Origin of the sequence: Pelagibacterium xiamenense, assembly GCF_021166475.1 — a bacterium.
Taxonomy (GTDB): domain Bacteria; phylum Pseudomonadota; class Alphaproteobacteria; order Rhizobiales; family Devosiaceae; genus Pelagibacterium; species Pelagibacterium xiamenense.
In genome coordinates this window covers 1,475,383-1,493,626 of sequence record NZ_JAJOYS010000001.1, presented here as the reverse complement: position 1 = coordinate 1,493,626, position 18,244 = coordinate 1,475,383, and the positions used below count along the sequence as shown (strand labels likewise).

At 63.7% G+C, this 18,244-nt stretch carries 21 protein-coding genes; 10 read left to right on the top strand and 11 right to left on the bottom strand.

What is annotated here, in order from left to right; all coding sequences use genetic code 11:
* Positions 1 to 2 precede the first annotated feature (2 nt).
* The 3 genes from LSG43_RS07310 (at position 3) to LSG43_RS07300 (ending at position 2,388) form a co-directional block, all read left to right on the top strand.
* Complete coding sequence (locus tag LSG43_RS07310) at positions 3 to 911, top strand: dihydrodipicolinate synthase family protein (RefSeq protein ID WP_231802518.1); 909 nt, start codon at positions 3 to 5, stop codon at positions 909 to 911.
* A 44-nt stretch (positions 912 to 955) separates the two neighbouring features.
* Complete coding sequence (locus tag LSG43_RS07305; RefSeq protein WP_231802516.1) at positions 956 to 1,666, top strand: ribonuclease activity regulator RraA; 711 nt, start codon at positions 956 to 958, stop codon at positions 1,664 to 1,666.
* Between the two features lie 173 nt (positions 1,667 to 1,839).
* A complete protein-coding gene (locus tag LSG43_RS07300) occupies positions 1,840 to 2,388 on the top strand; it encodes an MmyB family transcriptional regulator (protein ID WP_255714127.1) in 549 nt (182 codons plus the stop codon).
* A 74-nt stretch (positions 2,389 to 2,462) separates the two neighbouring features.
* Here LSG43_RS07300 and zigA read toward each other — a convergent pair whose 3' ends face one another.
* From zigA to LSG43_RS07285, 3 genes are all read right to left on the bottom strand, one after another.
* Positions 2,463 to 3,680 carry a zinc metallochaperone GTPase ZigA gene (zigA, locus tag LSG43_RS07295; RefSeq protein WP_231802514.1) on the bottom strand — a complete coding sequence of 406 codons (1,218 nt, stop codon included), beginning with the start codon at positions 3,678 to 3,680 and terminating at the stop codon, positions 2,463 to 2,465.
* A gap of 82 nt (positions 3,681 to 3,762) precedes the next feature.
* Entirely contained in the window at positions 3,763 to 5,085 is a 1,323-nt protein-coding gene (locus LSG43_RS07290) for a metallochaperone AztD (protein WP_231802512.1), read from the bottom strand.
* Between the two features lie 61 nt (positions 5,086 to 5,146).
* On the bottom strand, positions 5,147 to 5,953 hold the full coding sequence (locus tag LSG43_RS07285; protein ID WP_369412463.1) for a metal ABC transporter solute-binding protein, Zn/Mn family: 807 nt from the start codon (positions 5,951 to 5,953) through the stop codon (positions 5,147 to 5,149).
* On the opposite strand from LSG43_RS07285, the gene LSG43_RS16600 reads away from it, so the two are divergent.
* Entirely contained in the window at positions 5,897 to 6,034 is a 138-nt protein-coding gene (locus tag LSG43_RS16600) for a hypothetical protein (protein ID WP_369412464.1), read from the top strand. The two genes, LSG43_RS07285 and LSG43_RS16600, sit on opposite strands and share 57 nt — an antisense overlap.
* Before the next feature lie 54 nt (positions 6,035 to 6,088).
* Here the strand turns inward: LSG43_RS16600 and aztB are convergent, their stop codons facing one another.
* A complete protein-coding gene (gene aztB, locus LSG43_RS07280; protein WP_231802508.1) occupies positions 6,089 to 6,964 on the bottom strand; it encodes a zinc ABC transporter permease AztB in 876 nt (291 codons plus the stop codon).
* On the bottom strand, positions 6,964 to 7,743 hold the full coding sequence (gene aztA, locus LSG43_RS07275) for a zinc ABC transporter ATP-binding protein AztA (RefSeq protein WP_231802506.1): 780 nt from the start codon (positions 7,741 to 7,743) through the stop codon (positions 6,964 to 6,966). The genes aztB and aztA overlap by 1 nt, the downstream gene beginning before the upstream one ends.
* An 81-nt stretch (positions 7,744 to 7,824) precedes the next feature.
* Between aztA and LSG43_RS07270 the strand changes: the two genes are divergently transcribed.
* Complete coding sequence (locus LSG43_RS07270; RefSeq protein ID WP_231802504.1) at positions 7,825 to 8,226, top strand: Fur family transcriptional regulator; 402 nt, start codon at positions 7,825 to 7,827, stop codon at positions 8,224 to 8,226.
* 52 nt (positions 8,227 to 8,278) lie between these two features.
* Complete coding sequence (locus tag LSG43_RS16595) at positions 8,279 to 8,581, top strand: GTP-binding protein (protein ID WP_369412461.1); 303 nt, start codon at positions 8,279 to 8,281, stop codon at positions 8,579 to 8,581.
* A gap of 58 nt (positions 8,582 to 8,639) precedes the next feature.
* Here LSG43_RS16595 and guaA read toward each other — a convergent pair whose 3' ends face one another.
* Complete coding sequence (gene guaA / locus LSG43_RS07265; protein WP_231802502.1) at positions 8,640 to 10,202, bottom strand: glutamine-hydrolyzing GMP synthase; 1,563 nt, start codon at positions 10,200 to 10,202, stop codon at positions 8,640 to 8,642.
* A gap of 219 nt (positions 10,203 to 10,421) precedes the next feature.
* Between guaA and LSG43_RS07260 the strand changes: the two genes are divergently transcribed.
* A complete protein-coding gene (locus LSG43_RS07260) occupies positions 10,422 to 11,045 on the top strand; it encodes a flavodoxin family protein (protein ID WP_231802500.1) in 624 nt (207 codons plus the stop codon).
* Here the strand turns inward: LSG43_RS07260 and LSG43_RS07255 are convergent.
* The 3 genes from LSG43_RS07255 to guaB form a co-directional block, all read right to left on the bottom strand.
* Entirely contained in the window at positions 11,042 to 11,530 is a 489-nt protein-coding gene (locus LSG43_RS07255) for a TspO/MBR family protein (protein WP_231802498.1), read from the bottom strand. The two genes, LSG43_RS07260 and LSG43_RS07255, sit on opposite strands and share 4 nt — an antisense overlap.
* Before the next feature lie 64 nt (positions 11,531 to 11,594).
* Positions 11,595 to 12,893 (bottom strand): RsmB/NOP family class I SAM-dependent RNA methyltransferase, encoded by a 1,299-nt coding sequence (locus tag LSG43_RS07250; protein WP_231802496.1) that lies wholly within the window; start codon positions 12,891 to 12,893, stop codon positions 11,595 to 11,597.
* Positions 12,893 to 14,395, bottom strand: a complete 1,503-nt coding sequence (guaB, locus tag LSG43_RS07245; protein WP_231802494.1) for an IMP dehydrogenase — start codon at positions 14,393 to 14,395, stop codon at positions 12,893 to 12,895. The genes LSG43_RS07250 and guaB overlap by 1 nt, the downstream gene beginning before the upstream one ends.
* A gap of 278 nt (positions 14,396 to 14,673) precedes the next feature.
* On the opposite strand from guaB, the gene LSG43_RS07240 reads away from it, so the two are divergent.
* The gene (locus tag LSG43_RS07240; RefSeq protein WP_231802492.1) at positions 14,674 to 15,312 is read left to right on the top strand and encodes an SRPBCC family protein; all 639 of its coding nucleotides are present in this window, start codon (positions 14,674 to 14,676) and stop codon (positions 15,310 to 15,312) included.
* Positions 15,312 to 15,653 carry an ArsR/SmtB family transcription factor gene (locus tag LSG43_RS07235; protein WP_231802490.1) on the top strand — a complete coding sequence of 114 codons (342 nt, stop codon included), beginning with the start codon at positions 15,312 to 15,314 and terminating at the stop codon, positions 15,651 to 15,653. Before LSG43_RS07240 ends, LSG43_RS07235 begins: the two co-directional genes overlap by 1 nt.
* On the opposite strand, the gene LSG43_RS07230 is transcribed toward LSG43_RS07235, so the two are convergent.
* Positions 15,650 to 16,234, bottom strand: a complete 585-nt coding sequence (locus tag LSG43_RS07230; protein WP_231802488.1) for a Crp/Fnr family transcriptional regulator — start codon at positions 16,232 to 16,234, stop codon at positions 15,650 to 15,652. The genes LSG43_RS07235 and LSG43_RS07230 overlap by 4 nt on opposite strands.
* A gap of 59 nt (positions 16,235 to 16,293) precedes the next feature.
* Here LSG43_RS07230 and LSG43_RS07225 point away from each other — a divergent pair, with 59 nt between their 5' ends.
* Positions 16,294 to 17,349 (top strand): saccharopine dehydrogenase family protein, encoded by a 1,056-nt coding sequence (locus LSG43_RS07225; protein ID WP_231802486.1) that lies wholly within the window; start codon positions 16,294 to 16,296, stop codon positions 17,347 to 17,349.
* 62 nt (positions 17,350 to 17,411) lie between these two features.
* Here the strand turns inward: LSG43_RS07225 and LSG43_RS07220 are convergent, their stop codons facing one another.
* A complete protein-coding gene (locus tag LSG43_RS07220; RefSeq protein WP_231802484.1) occupies positions 17,412 to 18,242 on the bottom strand; it encodes a metallophosphoesterase family protein in 831 nt (276 codons plus the stop codon).
* Positions 18,243 to 18,244 lie beyond the last annotated feature (2 nt).

Below are 18,244 nucleotides of genomic sequence, written 5' to 3'. Positions count from 1 at the left end.
ACATGACACACGATCTCGACACCGCCCTCGCGGGCATTTCAGGCATTCTCGTCACCCCTTACGACGACGCAGGGGACATCGCGCCATCCCGGCTCGCCCCGATCATCGACCGCGCGCTCGGTGCGGGTGTCCATATGCCCGTCGTCAACGGTAATACCGGGGAATTCTACGCCCTGACCACCGATGAAGCGTGCACTATGGTCCACGAAGTCGTCGCGCTGGTCGACGGGCGCGCGCCGGTGCTCGCGGGTGTGGGCCGCGGCGTTCGCGACGCCTGCCGGCTCGCCCGCGCCTCAAAAGATGCCGGCGCCGCGGCCCTTATGATCCATCAGCCGCCCGACCCCTTCGTCGCACCGCGCGGCGTCATCGACTACGTCAAGGCCGTTTCCGACGCTTCGGACGGTCTGCCGATCATGCTCTATCTACGCAACGACGCGATCGGGACGGACGCCATTGCCCAATTGTGCGCCTTGCCGGGCGTGAAGGGGGTCAAGTGGGCGACGCCCAATCCTCTTCGTCTCGCCGCCGCCATCGCGGCCTGCCCGGCCGGCATCACCTGGGTCGGCGGACTTGCCGAAGTCTGGGCGCCACCCTTTTATGCCGTCGGTGCGCGCGGTTTCACATCGGGGCTGATCAATGTCTGGCCCGAACGCTCGGTCGAAATTCACAAGGCCCTCACAGCGTCCGACTATGAAAAGGCTCAAGAGCTCATTGCCGGCATGCGGGCGTTCGAAGACATCCGCGCTCAGGAACTCAACGGCACCAATGTCACCGGCGTCAAGGCGGCGCTTCAGGCGATGGGACACGATTGCGGTCCAACGCGCCCGCCGTCGGCCTGGCCGCTCTCGGCCGAACAACAGTACACGATGGCCGAATTCCTGGCGGGGAACGGCCTGCTCGCATCGCACTGAAACAAGAGCTGCCGGATGCGGCGAACGTGAGAGGATCAACGAGAATGAACGAAGAAACCCGCAACAAGCTCATGGGCGTTTCCGTCGCGACGCTGGCGACGGCGCTTTTCAAGCGCGGACTGCGCCACCAGGTGATCCAGGGGGTCCACCCCCTCGGGTGGAAAGGCGCGAACATGGTCGGTCCCGCCTTCACCTTGCGCTACATGCCCGCGCGAGAGGATCGCAATCCGCTCAGCGCCTTCCGCGATCCCGACCACCCCCAGCGCGTCGCCATCGAGACCTGCCCGGAAGGGCACGTTCTCGTCATGGACAGCCGCAAACAGGCCGACGCGGCCTCGGCAGGCGACATTCTCGTCACCCGCCTCATGAAGCGCGGCGCGGCCGGTGTCGTCACCGACGGGGGATTTCGCGATGCGGCAACGATCGCCGAACTCGACATTCCGGCCTATCACACGCGCCCATCGAGCCCCACCAATCTGACCAACAACGAGGCCATCGAGATCAACGGGCCGATTGGCTGCGGCGACGCTCCGGTCTTCCCGGGCGACATCATCGTCGGGGATGCAGACTGTGTCATCGTCATTCCCGCGCACATGGCCGAGGAGGTTGCAAACGAAGCAGTCGAGATGACCGCCTACGAGGATTTCGTCGTCGAACGCGTCAAGGACGGGCAACCGATCATCGGGCTTTACCCCTGCACCAAGGACGAGAACAGGATCGCATTCGAGGCGTGGCGCAAGACGCACGGCAGGTGAGCGCCAATGGGATAGATCGGCGCGCGACGGAACCGCGTGGATCGAAAACCGGCCTCGTCAGCGCCCCCCTTTCGCTATCTGCTGAGGCTGGCGGAACATCTGGAAATTCCCCTGCGGGACCGCAATTCAATGCTGCTTGCAGCAGGGTTTGCGCCTGTTTACGAGGAGTTTGACTGGAACGGCGGCGAGGTACGGCCGGTTCGCAACATCATCGAACCGTTTCTGGAACGACACGCCCCCTTCCCTTCCCTTCTCTTGCATTCGACCGGCACTGGAACATCCGGTTCGCCAACAGCGCGGTTCAGCCGCTGCTTGAAGGGGTATCGGCCGCCATACTCAAGGCGCCGATCAACATCGTCGAGTTGAGCCTCTCACCCGACGGGCTGGCGCCCAGAATCGTGAACTTCGCCGAATGGTCGGGCCACCTTTTAAAGCGCCTCGAAGCTCAGATGCAGCGCACGCAGGACCCGGCTGTCTCAGAGATGATCCGTCGCGCACGGGCTTTCGGGGCACGCAGCAGGCCCGGCGAGAGCTCGGGCCCCGACCTCATCCTGCCGTTGCGATTGCGCTTTGGAGACAGAACTTTGTCGTTCTTCTCCACGACCACGATATTCGGGAGCGCGGGGGAGGTGCTGTTATCGGAACTTACGATCGAGACCTTCGTCCCGGCAGACCAGGACACCACGGACCTGTTGCTGGCGAACAGGCGCGTGGCGGTCTGATCTGTCAACCGAGGAGCACCCCAAGCCTCAAGGGGCGCTCAAGGTCGACACCTGCGCCAGGGACTGGCCTTGAGTCACTGACGAGACCACGAAGGGAACGGATCGCTCAGTCCGGCCCATGCGGCGGGAACGAATTCCGTTTCCCGCACGAGGCAGTTGTCCAGCTGGGCGCGTATGGCCGCTTCGTCCATCGGGTCGATGCCGATAAACACCAGTTCCTGGCGCCGGTCACCCCAGATCTCATCGAAGTATGGCGCCATGACGCGTCGCCATTCGGGATGTGTCGGCCAGCGGCTTTCGGGAACTGACGACCACCAGATACCACGTTTCTCGGTTCTCACCAGAGCGCCGGCCTGGCTGAGTTCGCCCACGAAGTCCGGACGGGTCGCAAGCCAGAAGAACCCTTTGGATCGAACCACGCCCGGCCAGGAACGATTGACAAATGCCTTGAACCGTTCGGGGTCGAACGGGCGGCGCTGCCGGTAGACGAACGAACGGATGCCATATTCCTCGGTTTCGGGAACATGGTCCAGAAAGCCGTTGAGTTCCTTGAACCAGAGCGGGTGTTCCTGGGCGCGTTCGAAGTCGAAGCGCCCGGTATCGAGCACCTTGTCGAGATCGACCCTGCCGAAATCGGTTTCGAGCACTTCGGCATCGGGATTTAGCGCCGTGATGATCTGGCGCGCCAGCTTGATCTGGTCTGCGGACGTGTCGGAGATCTTGTTCAGGACCACCACATCGGCAAATTCGATCTGCTCGACCAGAAGGTCCACGATCGTGCGGTCATCCGCATCTCCCGCGATTTCGCCGCGATCGCGCAGGAAATCCTGTGAGCTGTACTCCTTGAGTAGGTTCACGGCATCGACCACTGTGACCATCGTATCGAGCCGCGATACGTCTGAAAGGCTTTCGCCATTCTCGTCGCGGAAATCGAAGGTTGCCGCGACCGGAAGCGGTTCGGCAATTCCGGTGCCCTCGATCAGCAGATAGTCGAACCGCCCCTCCTGGGACAGCCGGCGCACTTCCGTGAGCAGGTCGTCGCGCAAGGTGCAGCAGATGCAGCCATTCGTCATTTCGACGAGTTGCTCGTCGGTGCGCGAAAGATCGGCGCCCCCTTCGCGCACGAGTTCGGCATCGATATTGACCTCGCTCATGTCATTCACGATCACGGCGACGCGGCGCCCCTCGCGATTGTTGAGTACATGATTGAGCAGGGTCGTCTTGCCCGCGCCCAGAAAGCCGGAAAGGACCGTAACGGGAAGGCGGGATCGGGTGTTTGGCGTGTCGTGCATGGCGGATCGACTTTGGTGTGTGAGGGAGGGCCGGCGCGCGACCGTGCGCGCGCCGGATTGTCAGGAGGCGCGATGGCCGGGATCACTCGTGGTCGTGATCCTCGTCGGTGTCGTGATCATCCTCATGGTCGTGATCATGCCCCTCTTCGGCATGATCATGATCGTCGCTGCCAGCCTCGTGGTCGACGCCGCTGCCACCCACAACCACGATGTTGTAGGGCATGCCTTCGACCTCGACGGTTCCGACTTCCTCAAGCGTCTCGGTGGAAACGCGCCGCACCAGCCCGGCATTGGGATCGCTCAGAACGATCTCGTCTCCAGCCATGGCGAGACGCGGACGCGGATCGTTCCAGTCTCCGTCCATGGAATAAGGCTCGGTCACCGAGGCGCTCTGCGCGACTTCAGCGGCGAGCATGTCGATCTGGTGCAACGATCCGTCTTCGGTCAGGACGTAGCCGAAACGGGCATTGGTGGGATCAAGCGCAAAATCGACACGGCGGAACGGCAGTTCGATATAGCGGAAGTGCGGTTCGTCCACCGGATCGATCACCACAAGCCCGTCGCCGCCGTAATTGCCCAGGAACACCTGCATGACCTTCGAGCCCAGCAACGTTCCGGTGCTCTGGCCTGCCGGCAGATCTTCGGGATATTCGAGCATCTCGAACTCCAGCCCATCCGCGCCCTCGGTGACGGTCAGGACGCCCTCCTGGCAACCGGTGGCCAGATAGGCGCCCGAGAACGCCTCGCCGTGAATGGCGGTGCAGGTCTCGACATCGCCGGCGGGGCTACCATCCGCGTTGATCGGCTGCAGGCCGATGCGCGCCGGGGCCGCATCGCCTTCGACCGGCTCGTCCGAGGCAACGCTCGTGACCCACAGATCGCCGATCGGGGCCGCGTAACCGTGGTGCGCGCGGGCCTGCTGCAGCTGGCTCGTCACCAGTTCGCCTTCGGAAAGCGCATGGGTATCGACGATCTCGACATAGCCGCCGCGGTCGAAATTGATCACCGCCTTGCCGTCGTGGTCGATCAAGTGGAAGGGCCGCGGACCGGTCAGGGTCTCCTCGATCGCGGTGGGGTCTGTCACCGCGATGTCGGAATGATCGCCATGGGCATGGAGCGAAACGCCACTGGTGAAGAAATTGACCGCATCGTCAAAGGACTGCACGGCGACCACGGCCGCGCCGTTTTCCACGCTGTAGAGTTTGTTCTGGCCTGTGGTTTCGAAGGTCCAGCGATTGTCGGGCTCGCCGAGATCGAATGCGGTCACGGACGGTTCCGCATGGTCGCCCACAAAGACGCGATAAAGCGTAACGTCTTCGGCGTCATGGTCGTGATCGTCCTGGGCGTAAGCGCCGCCAGCCAGGACAAGCGCGAGCGCCGTTGAATAGGCAAGCTGTTTGAGCATGATGTCTCCTTTATGTGAAGGTTGGGCAAAGGCGCACCAATGGCACCGATGCGAGGTGAAACTATTGGTCGCCCGCGAGCGCTGAGGTGATGGTCCGGGTGTTGTGACGCATCATGGCAATGTAGGTGGGCGCCGGTCCGTCGGGCTCGGACAGGGCATCGGAATAGAGCACGCCGCTAATCTCGAGGCCCGCTTCGCTGGCGATCTGCTCGAGGAGTCGTGTGTCGGAAATGTTTTCGGCGAAAATCGCGCCGGCATCGGCCTCGCGCATCTGCTCGATCAGCCCGGCGACATCGGCGGCAGAGGCCTCGCTTTCGGTGGAAACACCCTGGGGCGAGAGGAAACGAAGCCCGTATTCCGCCTCGTAATACCCAAACGCGTTATGTGCCACGACGCCGACCCGGCGGTCCTCCGGAAGGCCCCCGACGCTTGCGCGTATTTCGGCGTCCAGTGCGTCCAGCTCCGCAAGATAGGCCTCGGCATTGGCCTCATAAGCTGCACAATTGATCGCATCGGCTTCGCAAAAGGCGTCGCGGATATTTTCGACATAGATCTTTGCGTTGACCACCGATTGCCAGGTGTGCGGATCGAGCCCGCCGGCGTGGAAAATGGCTTCGCCATCGATGAAATGATAATGGCCGCCACCGGGCTCTTCGCGCGCGGCGACGTTTTCGGTGAGTGCGACGACATCGGCCTCTGTGGCGCTCGCGGCGATCAGCCGGTCCATGAAGCCTTCAAATTGCAGACCGTTGGTCAGCACCACATCGGCCTCGGCCAGTGCCATCGCGTTGGCGGGCCGGGGTTCATAGACATGCGCGTCGCTGTTGGGACCCACCAATATCCGCAGGTCAATCCGGTCGCCACCCACCTGGGTGGCGAAATCACCAATGATGGAGAAACTGGCGACAACCCGGAGTTTCTCGTCCTGCGCGTGCGCAGCGTTAAATGATATAACAGAACAAAATAGGGCAGTGATCAGCGAACGGATCATGGCAGAAAAATCCTAGGCAGTGCGATGGGATGTGCGCGGACGCAGAGTGAAAATGACACCGCGGCGGCCGACAAGCACGGAGACGGCGTAGGCAACGCCAGCCGAAAGAATGATGGCCGGTCCCGACGGAAGACTGAGGTGATACGAAAGAAGAAGACCTGCGACCGAAGAGGCCATGCCCAATCCCGCCGCAACAATGCACATGGTCTCGACGCGGTGGGCCCAAAAACGGGCAGCCGCGGCAGGGAGCACCATGAGCCCCACCGACAACAGCGTCCCGAGCGCCTGAAAACCGGCCACCAGATTGAGAACGACGAGGCCGAGAAAGATGAAGTGCGCGGGCGATCCCAGCTTCGAGACCGAGCGCAGAAACACCGGATCAAGGCATTCTGCCACCAGGGCACGCCAGAAGACCACGAGCGTTGCCAGCGTCAGCGCAGCCACGCCGCCGATCAGCGTCAGCGCTTCGGAGTTGAGTGCCAGAACGGTGCCGAACAAGACGTGCATCAGATCGATGCTCGAGCCGCGCATGGAGACCATCACGACACCCACCGAAAGCGCAATCAGGTAGAAGGCGGCCATGGACGCGTCTTCTTTCTGGACCGTGAGACGTGACACCACCCCTGCTCCGAGCGCAACGACGACCCCGACGACCAGTCCGCCGATCGTCATGGGCACGAGTTCGAGACCGAACAGGAGAAACCCTGCGGCCGCGCCAGGCAGGATGGCATGGGCCATGGCGTCGCCGGTCAGGCTCATGCGCCGCAGCATCAGAAAGACGCCGACAGGGGTGGCGCTAACCGAGAGCATCAGAGCGCCGAGGAGCGCCTTCTGCATAAAACCGAACGCAAGAAAAGGGGCTATGAAGAGCTCGAAGACCGCGTCCATCAGACGTGCCCCCCGTGCTCGGCATGGGCACCCGCATGCTCGTGGCCCGGCTCACACCAGGGCGCGGTATCGTCCCATGCCTCGGTGAACTGCCTGGCCTTGAACAGGTTTCCTGCACCAAGGACATCGCGGGCATCTCCCCAGGCGACAGCCCGCCGGGCCAGTAACAGCGCTTCGGGGAAATGATCGCGCACGAGATCAAGGTCGTGAACGACGACAAGCACCGTCCGCCCCTGGTCCGACTGCCAGTGCTTGATGAGTGCCACAAGGTCCGTCACGGTTTTTGCATCGACGGCATTGAACGGCTCATCGAGCAGGATCAACTCCGCGTCCTGCACCAATACGCGGGCGAAAAGCGCACGCTGCATCTGCCCACCCGAAAGGCTGTCGATAGGCCTGCCTTCAAATCCCTCAAGACCCACAGCCATCAGCGCGCGCGCAATCGCGTGCCGGTCCTCGCCTCGATGCCGTCCAAGCAGGCCGCGGCGCGGCCAGAGGCCCAGTGACACCAGATCGACAACCCTGGCAGGGAAACTGCGGTCGATTTCCGATTGCTGTGGCAGATAAGCCGTGCGCATGCCGGAGGCAACCGTGCAGCGTCCGGTCATCGGGGCCAGCATGCCCACAATGCCTTTCATCAGCGTGGATTTTCCCGATCCGTTTGCGCCTACCACGGCAGTGAGCGAGCCTTTGCGCACAGCGCCGCTGAGGTGGTGAACAGCCGGATGGCCGTTATATCCCAGCGTCAGGTCCGAAAATGTCACAGCGGCGGCAGACAAAGCAGGCAGTCCAGAAATCGGTTGTCGAGTTTTCGTGACGTTATTACATTACATTTCATGATACGCAAGCCGGGAATCGACATGAACCATCGGGCAAGGCTCACCCCGAACCAGGAACTGATCTGGAATGCGCTGCTGGCTGCCGGAACACCGCTTGGCGCCTACGCGCTGCTCGAACGGGTAAAGGGCGGAACCATGAAGGCCCCCTTGCAGGTCTATAGAGCCCTCGACAAGCTGGTGGCGTTGGGTCTGGTCCACCGTCTCGAAAGCCTCAACGCCTTCGTCGCCTGCGCACACCACCACAAGGAGGACGGTCCCGCCGCCTTTGCCATTTGCGAGAGTTGCGGACAGGTCGAGGAGTTTACAGAAGCGGGGGTCGGGCGCGGACTGGCACAATGGTCGAAACGCAATGACTTTCAGCCCAGAAAGATCACCGTCGAGCTGCGTGGCCTCTGTGGCGAATGCCAGGAGGGATCGACGTGAAGGCATTTCAGGGCGACTTCCGTAATCCGAACCCCGTTTATCGCCTTATCGGATTTCCGGGTTCGGCCAAGACGACCCTGCTCAGCAAGATGGTGCGGCCCGAAGGCCGCAAGACCATGGTTATGTCAATGGGTTCGGGGATGTGCCGCTCGATAATGATCTGTTCGGGGTCGACGGGACGGCGTCGGACCTTATCGAAGCCTCAACCGGCTGCATATGCTGTGAACCGGGAAACGACATCGTCAGCACTCTTCCCCGTCTTCTCGAGGCCATCGATGAGGTCGGCCCAGCCGACCGCGTGGTGATCGAACGACGAAAGCCAACCAAGAGTGGATCAGCCTGGAACGTTTATTGATTTCAACAAATTAGGGCTGACGCAACTTTCTTCACGCCAGCCCTAATCGGAAAAATCGCTATTCCCACTCGATCGTCCCCGGGGGCTTCGAGGTTACGTCGTAGACGACGCGGTTGATGCCTTTGACTTCGTTGATGATCCGGGTCGCCGCGCGGCCGAGGATATTCATGTCGAAGGGGTAGAAATCCGCCGTCATGCCGTCAACCGACGTCACGGCCCGCAGCGCACAGACGCTCTCGTAGGTGCGGCCGTCGCCCATCACGCCAACGGTCTGGACCGGCAGCAGCACCGCGAAGGCCTGCCAGATCGTGTCGTAAAGCCCCGCCTTGCGGATCTCGTCGAGATAGATCGCGTCAGCCTGCCGGAGGATACTGAGCTTTTCGCGGGTCACGCCGCCCGGCAGGCGGATGGCGAGGCCCGGGCCGGGGAACGGGTGACGGCCGACGAAGTGTTCGGGCAGACCCAGTTCGCGGCCGAGCTTGCGCACTTCGTCCTTGAACAGTTCGCGCAGGGGCTCGACGAGCTGCATGTTCATGCGCTCGGGCAGTCCGCCGACGTTGTGGTGGCTTTTGATCGTGACCGAGGGTCCGCCTGAATAGGAGACGGATTCGATGACGTCGGGATAGAGCGTGCCCTGGGCGAGGAATTTGACCCCGCCGATCTTGTGGGCCTCCTTCTCGAAGGTCTCGATAAAAAGCCGCCCGATGATCTTGCGCTTGGCTTCGGGCTCGACGACACCTTCGAGCTCGCCGATAAATTCGTCCGCAGCGTCAACGTGTACGAGCGGGATATTATACTGATGCCTGAACATGGTCACGACTTCGTCGGCCTCGTTCTTGCGCATCAATCCATGGTCGACGAAAATGCAGGTGAGCTGTTCGCCGATGGCCTCGTGGATGAGCACCGCGGCCACCGAGGAATCCACGCCGCCCGAAAGCGCGCAAATCACCTTTTCCTTGCCGACCTGCTCGCGGATGGCGGCAACCGCCTGTTCGCGGTAGGCGGCCATGGTCCAGGTCGCGTCGCAGCCGCAGATCTTGTGGACGAAATTGGCATACAGCTTCGAGCCGTCCGGGGTATGCACCACCTCGGGGTGGAACTGCACGCCGTAGATCCTGCGCTCCTCGTTCGCGATAATGGCGAAGGGGGCGCCCGGCGAGGTGCCCACGACCTTGAAGCCGGGAGGGAGTTTTGAGACGGAATCCCCGTGGCTCATCCACACCTGGTAAGAATGGTCGAGGGACCAGACCCCGTCATAGAGGGCGCACTCGGAGCCGATCTTGACCTCGGCGCGGCCGAATTCACGCACCTCGCCCGGTTCGACGACGCCGCCGAGCGCCACGCAAAGCGCCTGCTGCCCGTAGCAGATGCCCAGCACCGGCACGCCGGCTTCAAAAAGCGCCGGGTCGGCCTGGGGCGAACCGTCTTCCACCACGCTCGCCGGGCCGCCCGAAAGGATGATGCCTCTGGGTTGGAGCGTCTCGAGCGCTTCGAGCGCTTTCGAGAAGGGATGGATTTCGCAATAGACGCCGGTCTCGCGCACCCGGCGCGCGATCAGTTGCGTCACCTGCGAGCCGAAATCGACGATAAGGATGGAGTCGGGGGGCGTTTCGATCTGCATGGCGAGGCTTTAATGGGAATCGCTTTGTCAGGCAATGGGCCGGTGCATCCTGCGACCGATTATCCCGCCCGTGCAACCGCCCGGATGGCCGGGGCGTTATTCGCCAACAGGAAACGGGCGGGCCGTACCGGTGTCAAAGTCTCCCGGCCCGCCCAAAAGGAAGGGAAGCGCCCTTCCGCGTCGCTGCGAACCTTGCCCCACCAAACTCAGGAGATTGTCATGCCCGAAACGCCCGCATTGCGCATCCTGGCGCTCAATTGCTCGCTCAAGCCCACCACGGGCGCACCATCCTCGACCGAGCGCATGCTCGATTGCCTGCTGAGCGAGTTCGACACGCTCGGGACCGTTGCCGAAACCCTGCGGGTGGCGGATTTCGATATCCGTCCGGGTGTCACGTCCGATGAGGGCAACGGGGACGAATGGCCGATGATCCGGCAAAAGATCATCGAGGCCGATATTCTGCTGCTCGGGAGCCCGATCTGGCTCGGCCATCCCTCAAGCGTCGCCGCACGGGTCCTCGAACGTCTCGATGCCTTTCTGGGCGAAAAGGACCAAGAGGGCCGGATGCCGAGCTACAACAAGGTTGCGGCGGCCGCCGTTGTCGGCAATGAAGACGGGGCCCACCACGTTTCCGCCGAGCTGTTCCAGGGGCTCAACGATGTGGGCTTCTCATTGGCGCCCAACGCTGTCGCCTATTGGGTGGGCGAAGCGATGCAGGCGACGGACTTCGTCGATCTTGAGACGGTGCCCGATCGGATATCGTCCACCTGCCGCATGGTCGCCCGCTCCACGGCCCATCTCGCCCGTCTGCTCAAACAGGACGGCTACCCCAGCGTCCTCTAGTTCATGAGTGCGATTGCACCATTGAGGAGCGTCGCGAACGTGACCCACAAGGCGTAGGGCGCAAAGAGCCACGCTGCGAGTTTGTCCTTCCGGGAGGCGGCAATGATGAAGCCGACGATGAGCCCCAGAAGCAGAAGGATCACAAGCAGCGCCAGCCAAAGGTTGTGCAATGTGAAAAACACTGGGGACCAGGTCCAGTTGGCGATCATCTGTCCCGCCCAGAGCGCCATGGTGCCGCTGACGGGTGCCTTGAGAAAAATCCGCCAGCCGGCGAAGGCGATGAGGACATATAGGGTGAACCAGACGGGCGCGAAGACCCAGTTTGGCGGATTGAAGGGCGGTTTTTCGAGCGCCGCGAACCAGGGGCCCGGCACGGACTGGGCTCCGATAAAGGCCCCCATTCCAATGACGAGGACAAGGAAAGCGCCCAGGAATACGAGGCGATAGCGGCGACTGAAGCCTGAAGGTGTTTGTGCATGCGTCATGCACGGCACAACGCCTGGCCGCGCCGATAGGTTCAATCCGGGTCGACGCACAACCGCCCTGCCCTTACGCCGCCGTCCTCACGAACATGGCGCAGAAGAACCCGTCAGTGCCGGTACGCGCGGGTGTCAGGCCAAGCGTTGTTCCGTCGGCACTGGCGGGCTTGCCCGCGACGCCGGGGAATGTCTCTTCGAACACCGGCAGCAGCGGCCGCGCCGCAAAGCCCTCGTGCCGCGCGAGAAAGGCAACGGCCTGGTCGTCGTTTTCCTCGGGCAGGATCGAGCAGGTGATATAGACCAGCGCGCCCCCGGGCCGCACAAAGCGCGCGGCTTCGTCGAGCACCGCAATCTGCTCGGCGATCCGGGCCTGCAACTGCTCGGGCGTGAGCTTCCATTTGGTGTCGGGCCGGCGCCTCCAGGTGCCGGTCCCGGTGCAGGGCGCATCGACCACGACGCGGTCCATCTTCCCCACGAGATCGTCGAGCGCGCCGGGCTCGGGGTTGCGCGTCTGAACGTTGCGGACGCCGGCCCGTTTCAACCGCTCGAAGATCGGCGCCAGGCGCGTGCGCTCGGCGTCGTAGGCGAATATCTGCCCGGTATTGCCCATCGCAGCCGCCATAGCGAGGGTCTTGCCCCCTGCCCCGGCGCAGAGATCGAGCACCTGCTCGCCCGGCACGGGGCCGGCGAGCAGAGAGACGATCTGGCTGCCCTCGTCCTGGATTTCGAACCAGCCTTTCTGATAGGCCTCGTCCGCCTGCACGTTTGCCGTGCGCGCGTCGCGCGGGCCGGAGGCGATGCGCAAGCCGTCCGGCGCGATTGCCGTCGGCTGCGGCGAGAACCGCGCCAGTGACTTTGCGACCTTGTCGCGATGCGCCTTCAGCGTGTTGACGCGCATATCGAGCGGCGGGCGCGTGGTCATCCCCTGCCCTTCGGCGACCCAATCGGCGCCGAAGCCGCGTTCAAGCGATGATTCAAGCCAGGCGGGTATGTCGGCCCGGACATATCCCGGCGCGTCGGAAAAAGCGGAGTCGTTTGAAAGGCTTGCCGCCTCCGCCTCGGAGATCGATTCCGGGGCGAATTTGTCGTCCTTAAAGCTTTGATTCAACGCCGCGACGTCCTCGCCCCAGTCGTTGACGGCGACCGAGAGCACCAGCGCGCGCGGGCTGTCGCTGCCCATGCGCCAGGCATGGCTCGCCCGCCGCCGCAGCGCGTCGTAAACGAGGTTGCCTATGGCCGCACGGTCCCCGGCGCCCGCGAAACGATGATCGAGCGCCCAGCCCTTGAGCGCCTCGGAAGCGGGGCGCTTGCGGCGCTCCATGTCCGCGAGCACTTCGATGGCGGCGGCAAGCCGGCCCGGAAGCCGCACTATTTGGCTCCGCGGTAGTTGGGGCTTTCACGCGTGATCGTCACGTCGTGGACGTGGCTCTCGCCGAGCGCCGCGCTCGAAATCCTCACGAAGGTCGCCTCGCGCCGGAAGGTTTCGAGGTCTTTCGCGCCGGTATAGCCCATTGCGGCGCGCAAGCCCCCCGCGAGCTGGTGCAGCACGCCGCTGGCAGGCCCCTTATAGGCCACCTGCCCCTCGATCCCTTCGGGGACGAGCTTCATCTGGTCGTTGACTTCCTGCTGGAAATACCGGTCCGCGGACCCGCGCGCCATGGCACCGACCGAGCCCATGCCGCGATAGGATTTGTAGCTGCGGCCCTGGTAGAGATAGACCTCACCGGGGCTCTCGTCGGTGCCCGCAAGCAGAGAACCGACCATCGCCACCGAGGCGCCACCCGCGAGCGCCTTGGCAAGATCGCCCGAGAACTTGATGCCGCCGTCCGCGATCACCGGCACGCCCTGCTTGTCGGCTTCCTCGGCGCAGGCCATGACCGCCGCCAGCTGCGGCACGCCGACGCCCGCAACAATCCGCGTGGTGCAGATCGAGCCCGGGCCGATGCCGACCTTGATCGAATCCGCGCCCGCATCGATCAGCGCCTTGGTGGCCTCGGCGGTTGCGACATTGCCCGCGACGATGCGGGTCGCGTTGCTTTCGCGCTTGATGCGCTCGACGGCGCCCGCCACATGCACCGAGTGCCCGTGCGCGGTATCGATCACGAGGAGGTCGACGCCGGCGTCGATCAGCGCCATCGAGCGCTCGTAGCCCTGGTCGCCCGTCGTCGATGCGGCGGCAACGCGCAACTGTCCATGGGCGTCCTTGATCGCGTGGGGATTGAGCTGTGCCTTCTCGATATCCTTGACGGTGATGAGGCCGATACAGTTCATGTGCTCGTCGACGACCAGGAGCTTTTCGATCCGGTGCTGATGGAGAAGCCGCTTGGCCTCTTCCTGCGCGACGCCTTCGCGTACGGTGACGAGCCCCTCGGACGTCATCAGCTCGGAAATCTTCTGCCCGTGATTGGTCGCGAACCGCACATCACGGTTCGTCAATATTCCAACCAGCTTGCCCTTGGCGCGCCCGCCGGCACCGCCATTGGCAACGACGGGAATGCCGGAGATCTTGTAGCGCTCCATGAGCGCATAGGCATCGCCCAGCGTCGCTTCCGGCCCGATGGTGATGGGGTTCACCACCATACCGGATTCGAAATGCTTCACCTGTTTGACCTGCTCGGCCTGCTGCTCGGGCGTGAGGTTGCGGTGGATGACTCCCATGCCGCCCGCCTGTGCCATGGCGATGGCCATCCTGGCCTCGGTTACCGTGTCCATGGCCGACGAGAGAATCGGCAGATTGAGCGCGATATCCCTGGTTACATAGGAGCTGATGTCGACGGCGGTCGGCAGCACGTCCGAGCGCGCGGGCTGCAACAGCACGTCGTCGAAGGTGAGCGCGGCATCGCCGGTGATGGAGGAAATAATCTTCGCCAAGGCCAGACCCTTTCGTGCGATCAAATCGAAAAACGGTAATAGCGCATCCCGCCTGCCAGGACGTGACAGCCCGGCCGACTTTTGAATGCGCTTTTCGTTTCCTTAAACCCGGGCGGGACGACTCAAAGACCGGGCTTGGGTTGGCGAGGGTTACTACCACCGGGGATGCGGTTTGGAAAGGGGCCTGACAGCGCGCAATATCGAGGCAGACCGGAAGAGCATTGACGAAAATACAAGCCGTCACTAATATAAGCCTAACCTTGTATTATGGAGGCAACATGGATATCGATGTCGAAAAGCACCTCGGCGCGGTCTCCCGATCGGTCAGCGAAGTCGAGGTTGAGGGCAAGCCGGCGCGCGCGGTCACACTGACGCGCGCCTACGAGACGAACGCAAACGATCTCTGGGATGCGCTCACCAACCAGGAGCGCCTGCCGCGCTGGTTCGCGCCGGTGGACGGCAATCTCGAAAAGGGTGGCCAGTTTCAGGTCCAGGGCAACGCCAGTGGCACGATCACCGCCTGCGCCCCGCCCCGGTCGTTCGCTGCGACGTGGGAATTCGGCGGCGAAGTGAGCTGGATCGAGGTGACGCTTTCGCCTGACGGGCCGGACCGGACGCAACTGGTCCTGGTCCACACGGCGCCGGTTACCCCCCACTGGGCCGAATACGGCCCCGGTGCCGTCGGCGTGGGCTGGGAACTCGGGCTCATGGGCCTTGCGCTGCATCTTTCAGCGCCCGACGCAAAGTTCAACGAAGACGAATTCAATACCTCGCCCGAGGCCAAAGCCTTCATGACCGGTTCGGGCGACGCCTGGGCCGAGGCCGACATCGCCTCCGGCGAAGACCCCGCACAGGCCCGGGGTGCCGCCGATCGCGCCATCGCGTTTTACACTGGCGCCACCCCGCCGGGGGCCTGATGCACGCGTTCGACGTACTGGGCGACCCCGTCAGGCGCCGCATCCTTGAACTGCTCGCCGAAAACGAACGGACATCCGGCGCCATCGTTGCCGTCATCCAGCGCGAATTCGGCATCACCCAGGCCGCGGTCTCGCAGCACCTCAAGGTCCTGCGCGACAGCGGTTTCGCCACCGTCCGCCCCGAGGGGACACGGCGCATCTACGCGGTCGACCCCGAACCGATGCTCGAGGTCGACCGCTGGCTCAACCACTTTCGCCGCTTCTGGGAGCCGAAGCTGGATGCTTTGGCGACGGAAGTGGCGCGCGGCAGGAAGAAGCGGCGGGAGCAGGAAGGCGGCTAGCCCGCCGGCGCGTACCGGCCGCGCTCCAGGCGCACCGCCCTGCCCTCCGCGACCAGCGCCGAAAGCGCCCGGAAGGTCGCTTCATGGGTCAGACCGATTTCGCTCGCAAAGGCGCTCACGGTCCGTGTCTGGCCGATCAGCATCAGCGCGGCCAGCACCCGATCCCGGGCACTCTTGATGTTGCGCAATTCGAGCCGCGCCCGCAGGGCGTCGACCTGCGCGGCGAGCGTCTTGATGTAGGACAGCGCGAAGTCGGGCCTGGAAGCCAGCAGATCGATCACCGCCTGTTTGCGCAAAAAGACGATCCGTGCCGCCGTGAGTGCCGTGCAGTCGCACTGGTAGGACGGCGCGAACAGGCAGGGTTCGACCAGCGTATCGCCCGTTTCGGCCCGGTGGATGATGACGCGCTCGCCACCGACCCCGGTAAAGGCAAGTTCCAACGAACCCTCGATCACAATTCCAAGGCCGGCAATATCCTGCCCCGTCAGAAAGACCGTTTCCCCCTTCTCATAGGTGCGCATGAAGCGGTCGGCCGATGGGATCGTGTCGAACGGTTCCGGCAGCATTGTGATCTCGATCATATCTCGTTGGTCTGTGGCGGGGCATATCGTGCGGCGCAAAAAGAAGAAAGGACTATCTCATGCCCTTCGAGACTCCACATGATGCCGAAATCTGGCTGATCGGCGGTTATGGCGACGTCGGAACGAAGCTCGCCCGCCGGGTGCTGGACACCAGCGGACACCGCATAGTCCTTGCCGGCCGAAACGCGGCGAAAGCCGAGACCGCGGCAGCATCCCTCGGGCGGCGAGCGCGGGGCACGGCCCTGGACGCCAGCGCCGGCCTCCCCTCCGACGCGCGGATCGTCGTCAACTTCGTCGAAGCATTGCCGCCCAGCGCCGCGGCTACGGTCGTGAAGCGGGGCGGTCTTTATATCGATGCGTCTGCGGACCCCGAGTATCTCACCCGGTTGGAAGCCGCGCTGCCATCCGGGCCGGGCCTCGCTGTTCTCAATGCCGGGCTGACGCCGGGCCTCACCAACGTTCTGGCCCGCGATCTCAAAGAGGCTCATCCGCAGACCCGGCGGATCGATGTGGTTCTGGAAATGGGTATGGGCCGCCATCACGGCCACGCGGCTGTGGTATGGACGCTCGCGGGTCTTGGCGGCACCTATCGGGCCAGGCGCGATGGTGTCTGGCGCACCGTCGCGCCTGGCCGCGAGCGCCGCCAGGTGCGGTTCGCGCCCGGCGAGCGGCCCGTTCCGGCCATCGGTTTTGCGTTTTCCGACCAGGTCGCCATCGCCCGGGCGCTCGATCTGGATGAGGCGCGCACCTTCCTCGCCGTTGCGCCCGCCAGCACGACACGGCTCCTGGGCCTTCTGGCCGGCCGGCGCGCAGGCGCATTCGTCGCGCGGCGGGCGGATGCTATTGCCCGCTTAATGGCGGCGCTCCCACCGCTCGGCCCGGTATGCACCCGCCTCCTCGTCGAGGCCTTCGACGGCTCGGGAACGAAACTGGGCGCCCACGCCATGCGCTCAGGCGACCAGTCCGACATCACCGCTGCAATGCTCGCGCTGGCGGTGAGTGCCGGGGTCACCACTACCGCGCACGGCGTACGGAACTTCGACGACATCGTCATGTTGGACGCCTCCAAGACCGCGCTCGAAGCTGCGCTGCCGGGAACGGCGTGGCCGGCCTAGCGCGTCTGCGGCCAGGCTTCATTGAACCAGAAGCCAGCCGCCGGAGGGCGTATTGGCGTGCCTTAACCGGGTTGCTGCGCCTTTTCGCGCGTCACCCAGCCGCTCTCTCCCCATTCACGCACGTCGATTGTGATCGTTCCGTCCCTGATGTCGATGCGGTTATAGGCGTTGGGATGGCCGCGCAGGCGGGTCGATGTGGTCGAGGCGGCCTGAGCCACGAGGATCGGAGCTGCGGCGGCGCGACGCGGGCCGGTCGGGGCGGCGTGACGGATTTCACCGGCGTGCTCGTGACGGCGCACATAGGACATGTGGAAATGCCCTGAAAGCACCAACCTCACACCCAGTTGCGCAAATGTCTCGAGCGCCCGGTCGGCGCGCCGGACGCGTCTTTGCTTGTGAGCCATCGGCTCTTCGGGATGCAAAAGGGGATGGTGCGCGACGACGATACGGACCTTGTGCGCGGGAACCTTTGCAAACCGGTCGCCCAATCGGTCGAGCTGATCGCGGCTGATGGCGCCGTCGGACCAGTTGAGGCTCCGCCAATTGGCGCGGCGTGACGTCTTGAGCCCGGCAATCGCGACGGTATCGTCTTCATGGAAGGGTTCGAGATCGAAGCCGATATAGCGCCGGTAGCGGCTATAAGGCGCGATGAAGCGCAAGAACAGATCCCTTTGCGGCACGTCATGATTGCCTGGGACGGCAAAGACGGGGGCGTGAAGCGAATCGAGGAACTCGCGCGCCTGGGCGAACTCGCGCACGCTGCCAACCTGCGTGAAATCACCCGAAACGACGATCAGATCGGCGTTCTGGCTTTCAAGCTCTCGCGCAAGTCCCTCGACCACCGCAGAATCGTGGCGGCCGAAATGCAGGTCCGATAAATGGACGAGCCGCATCA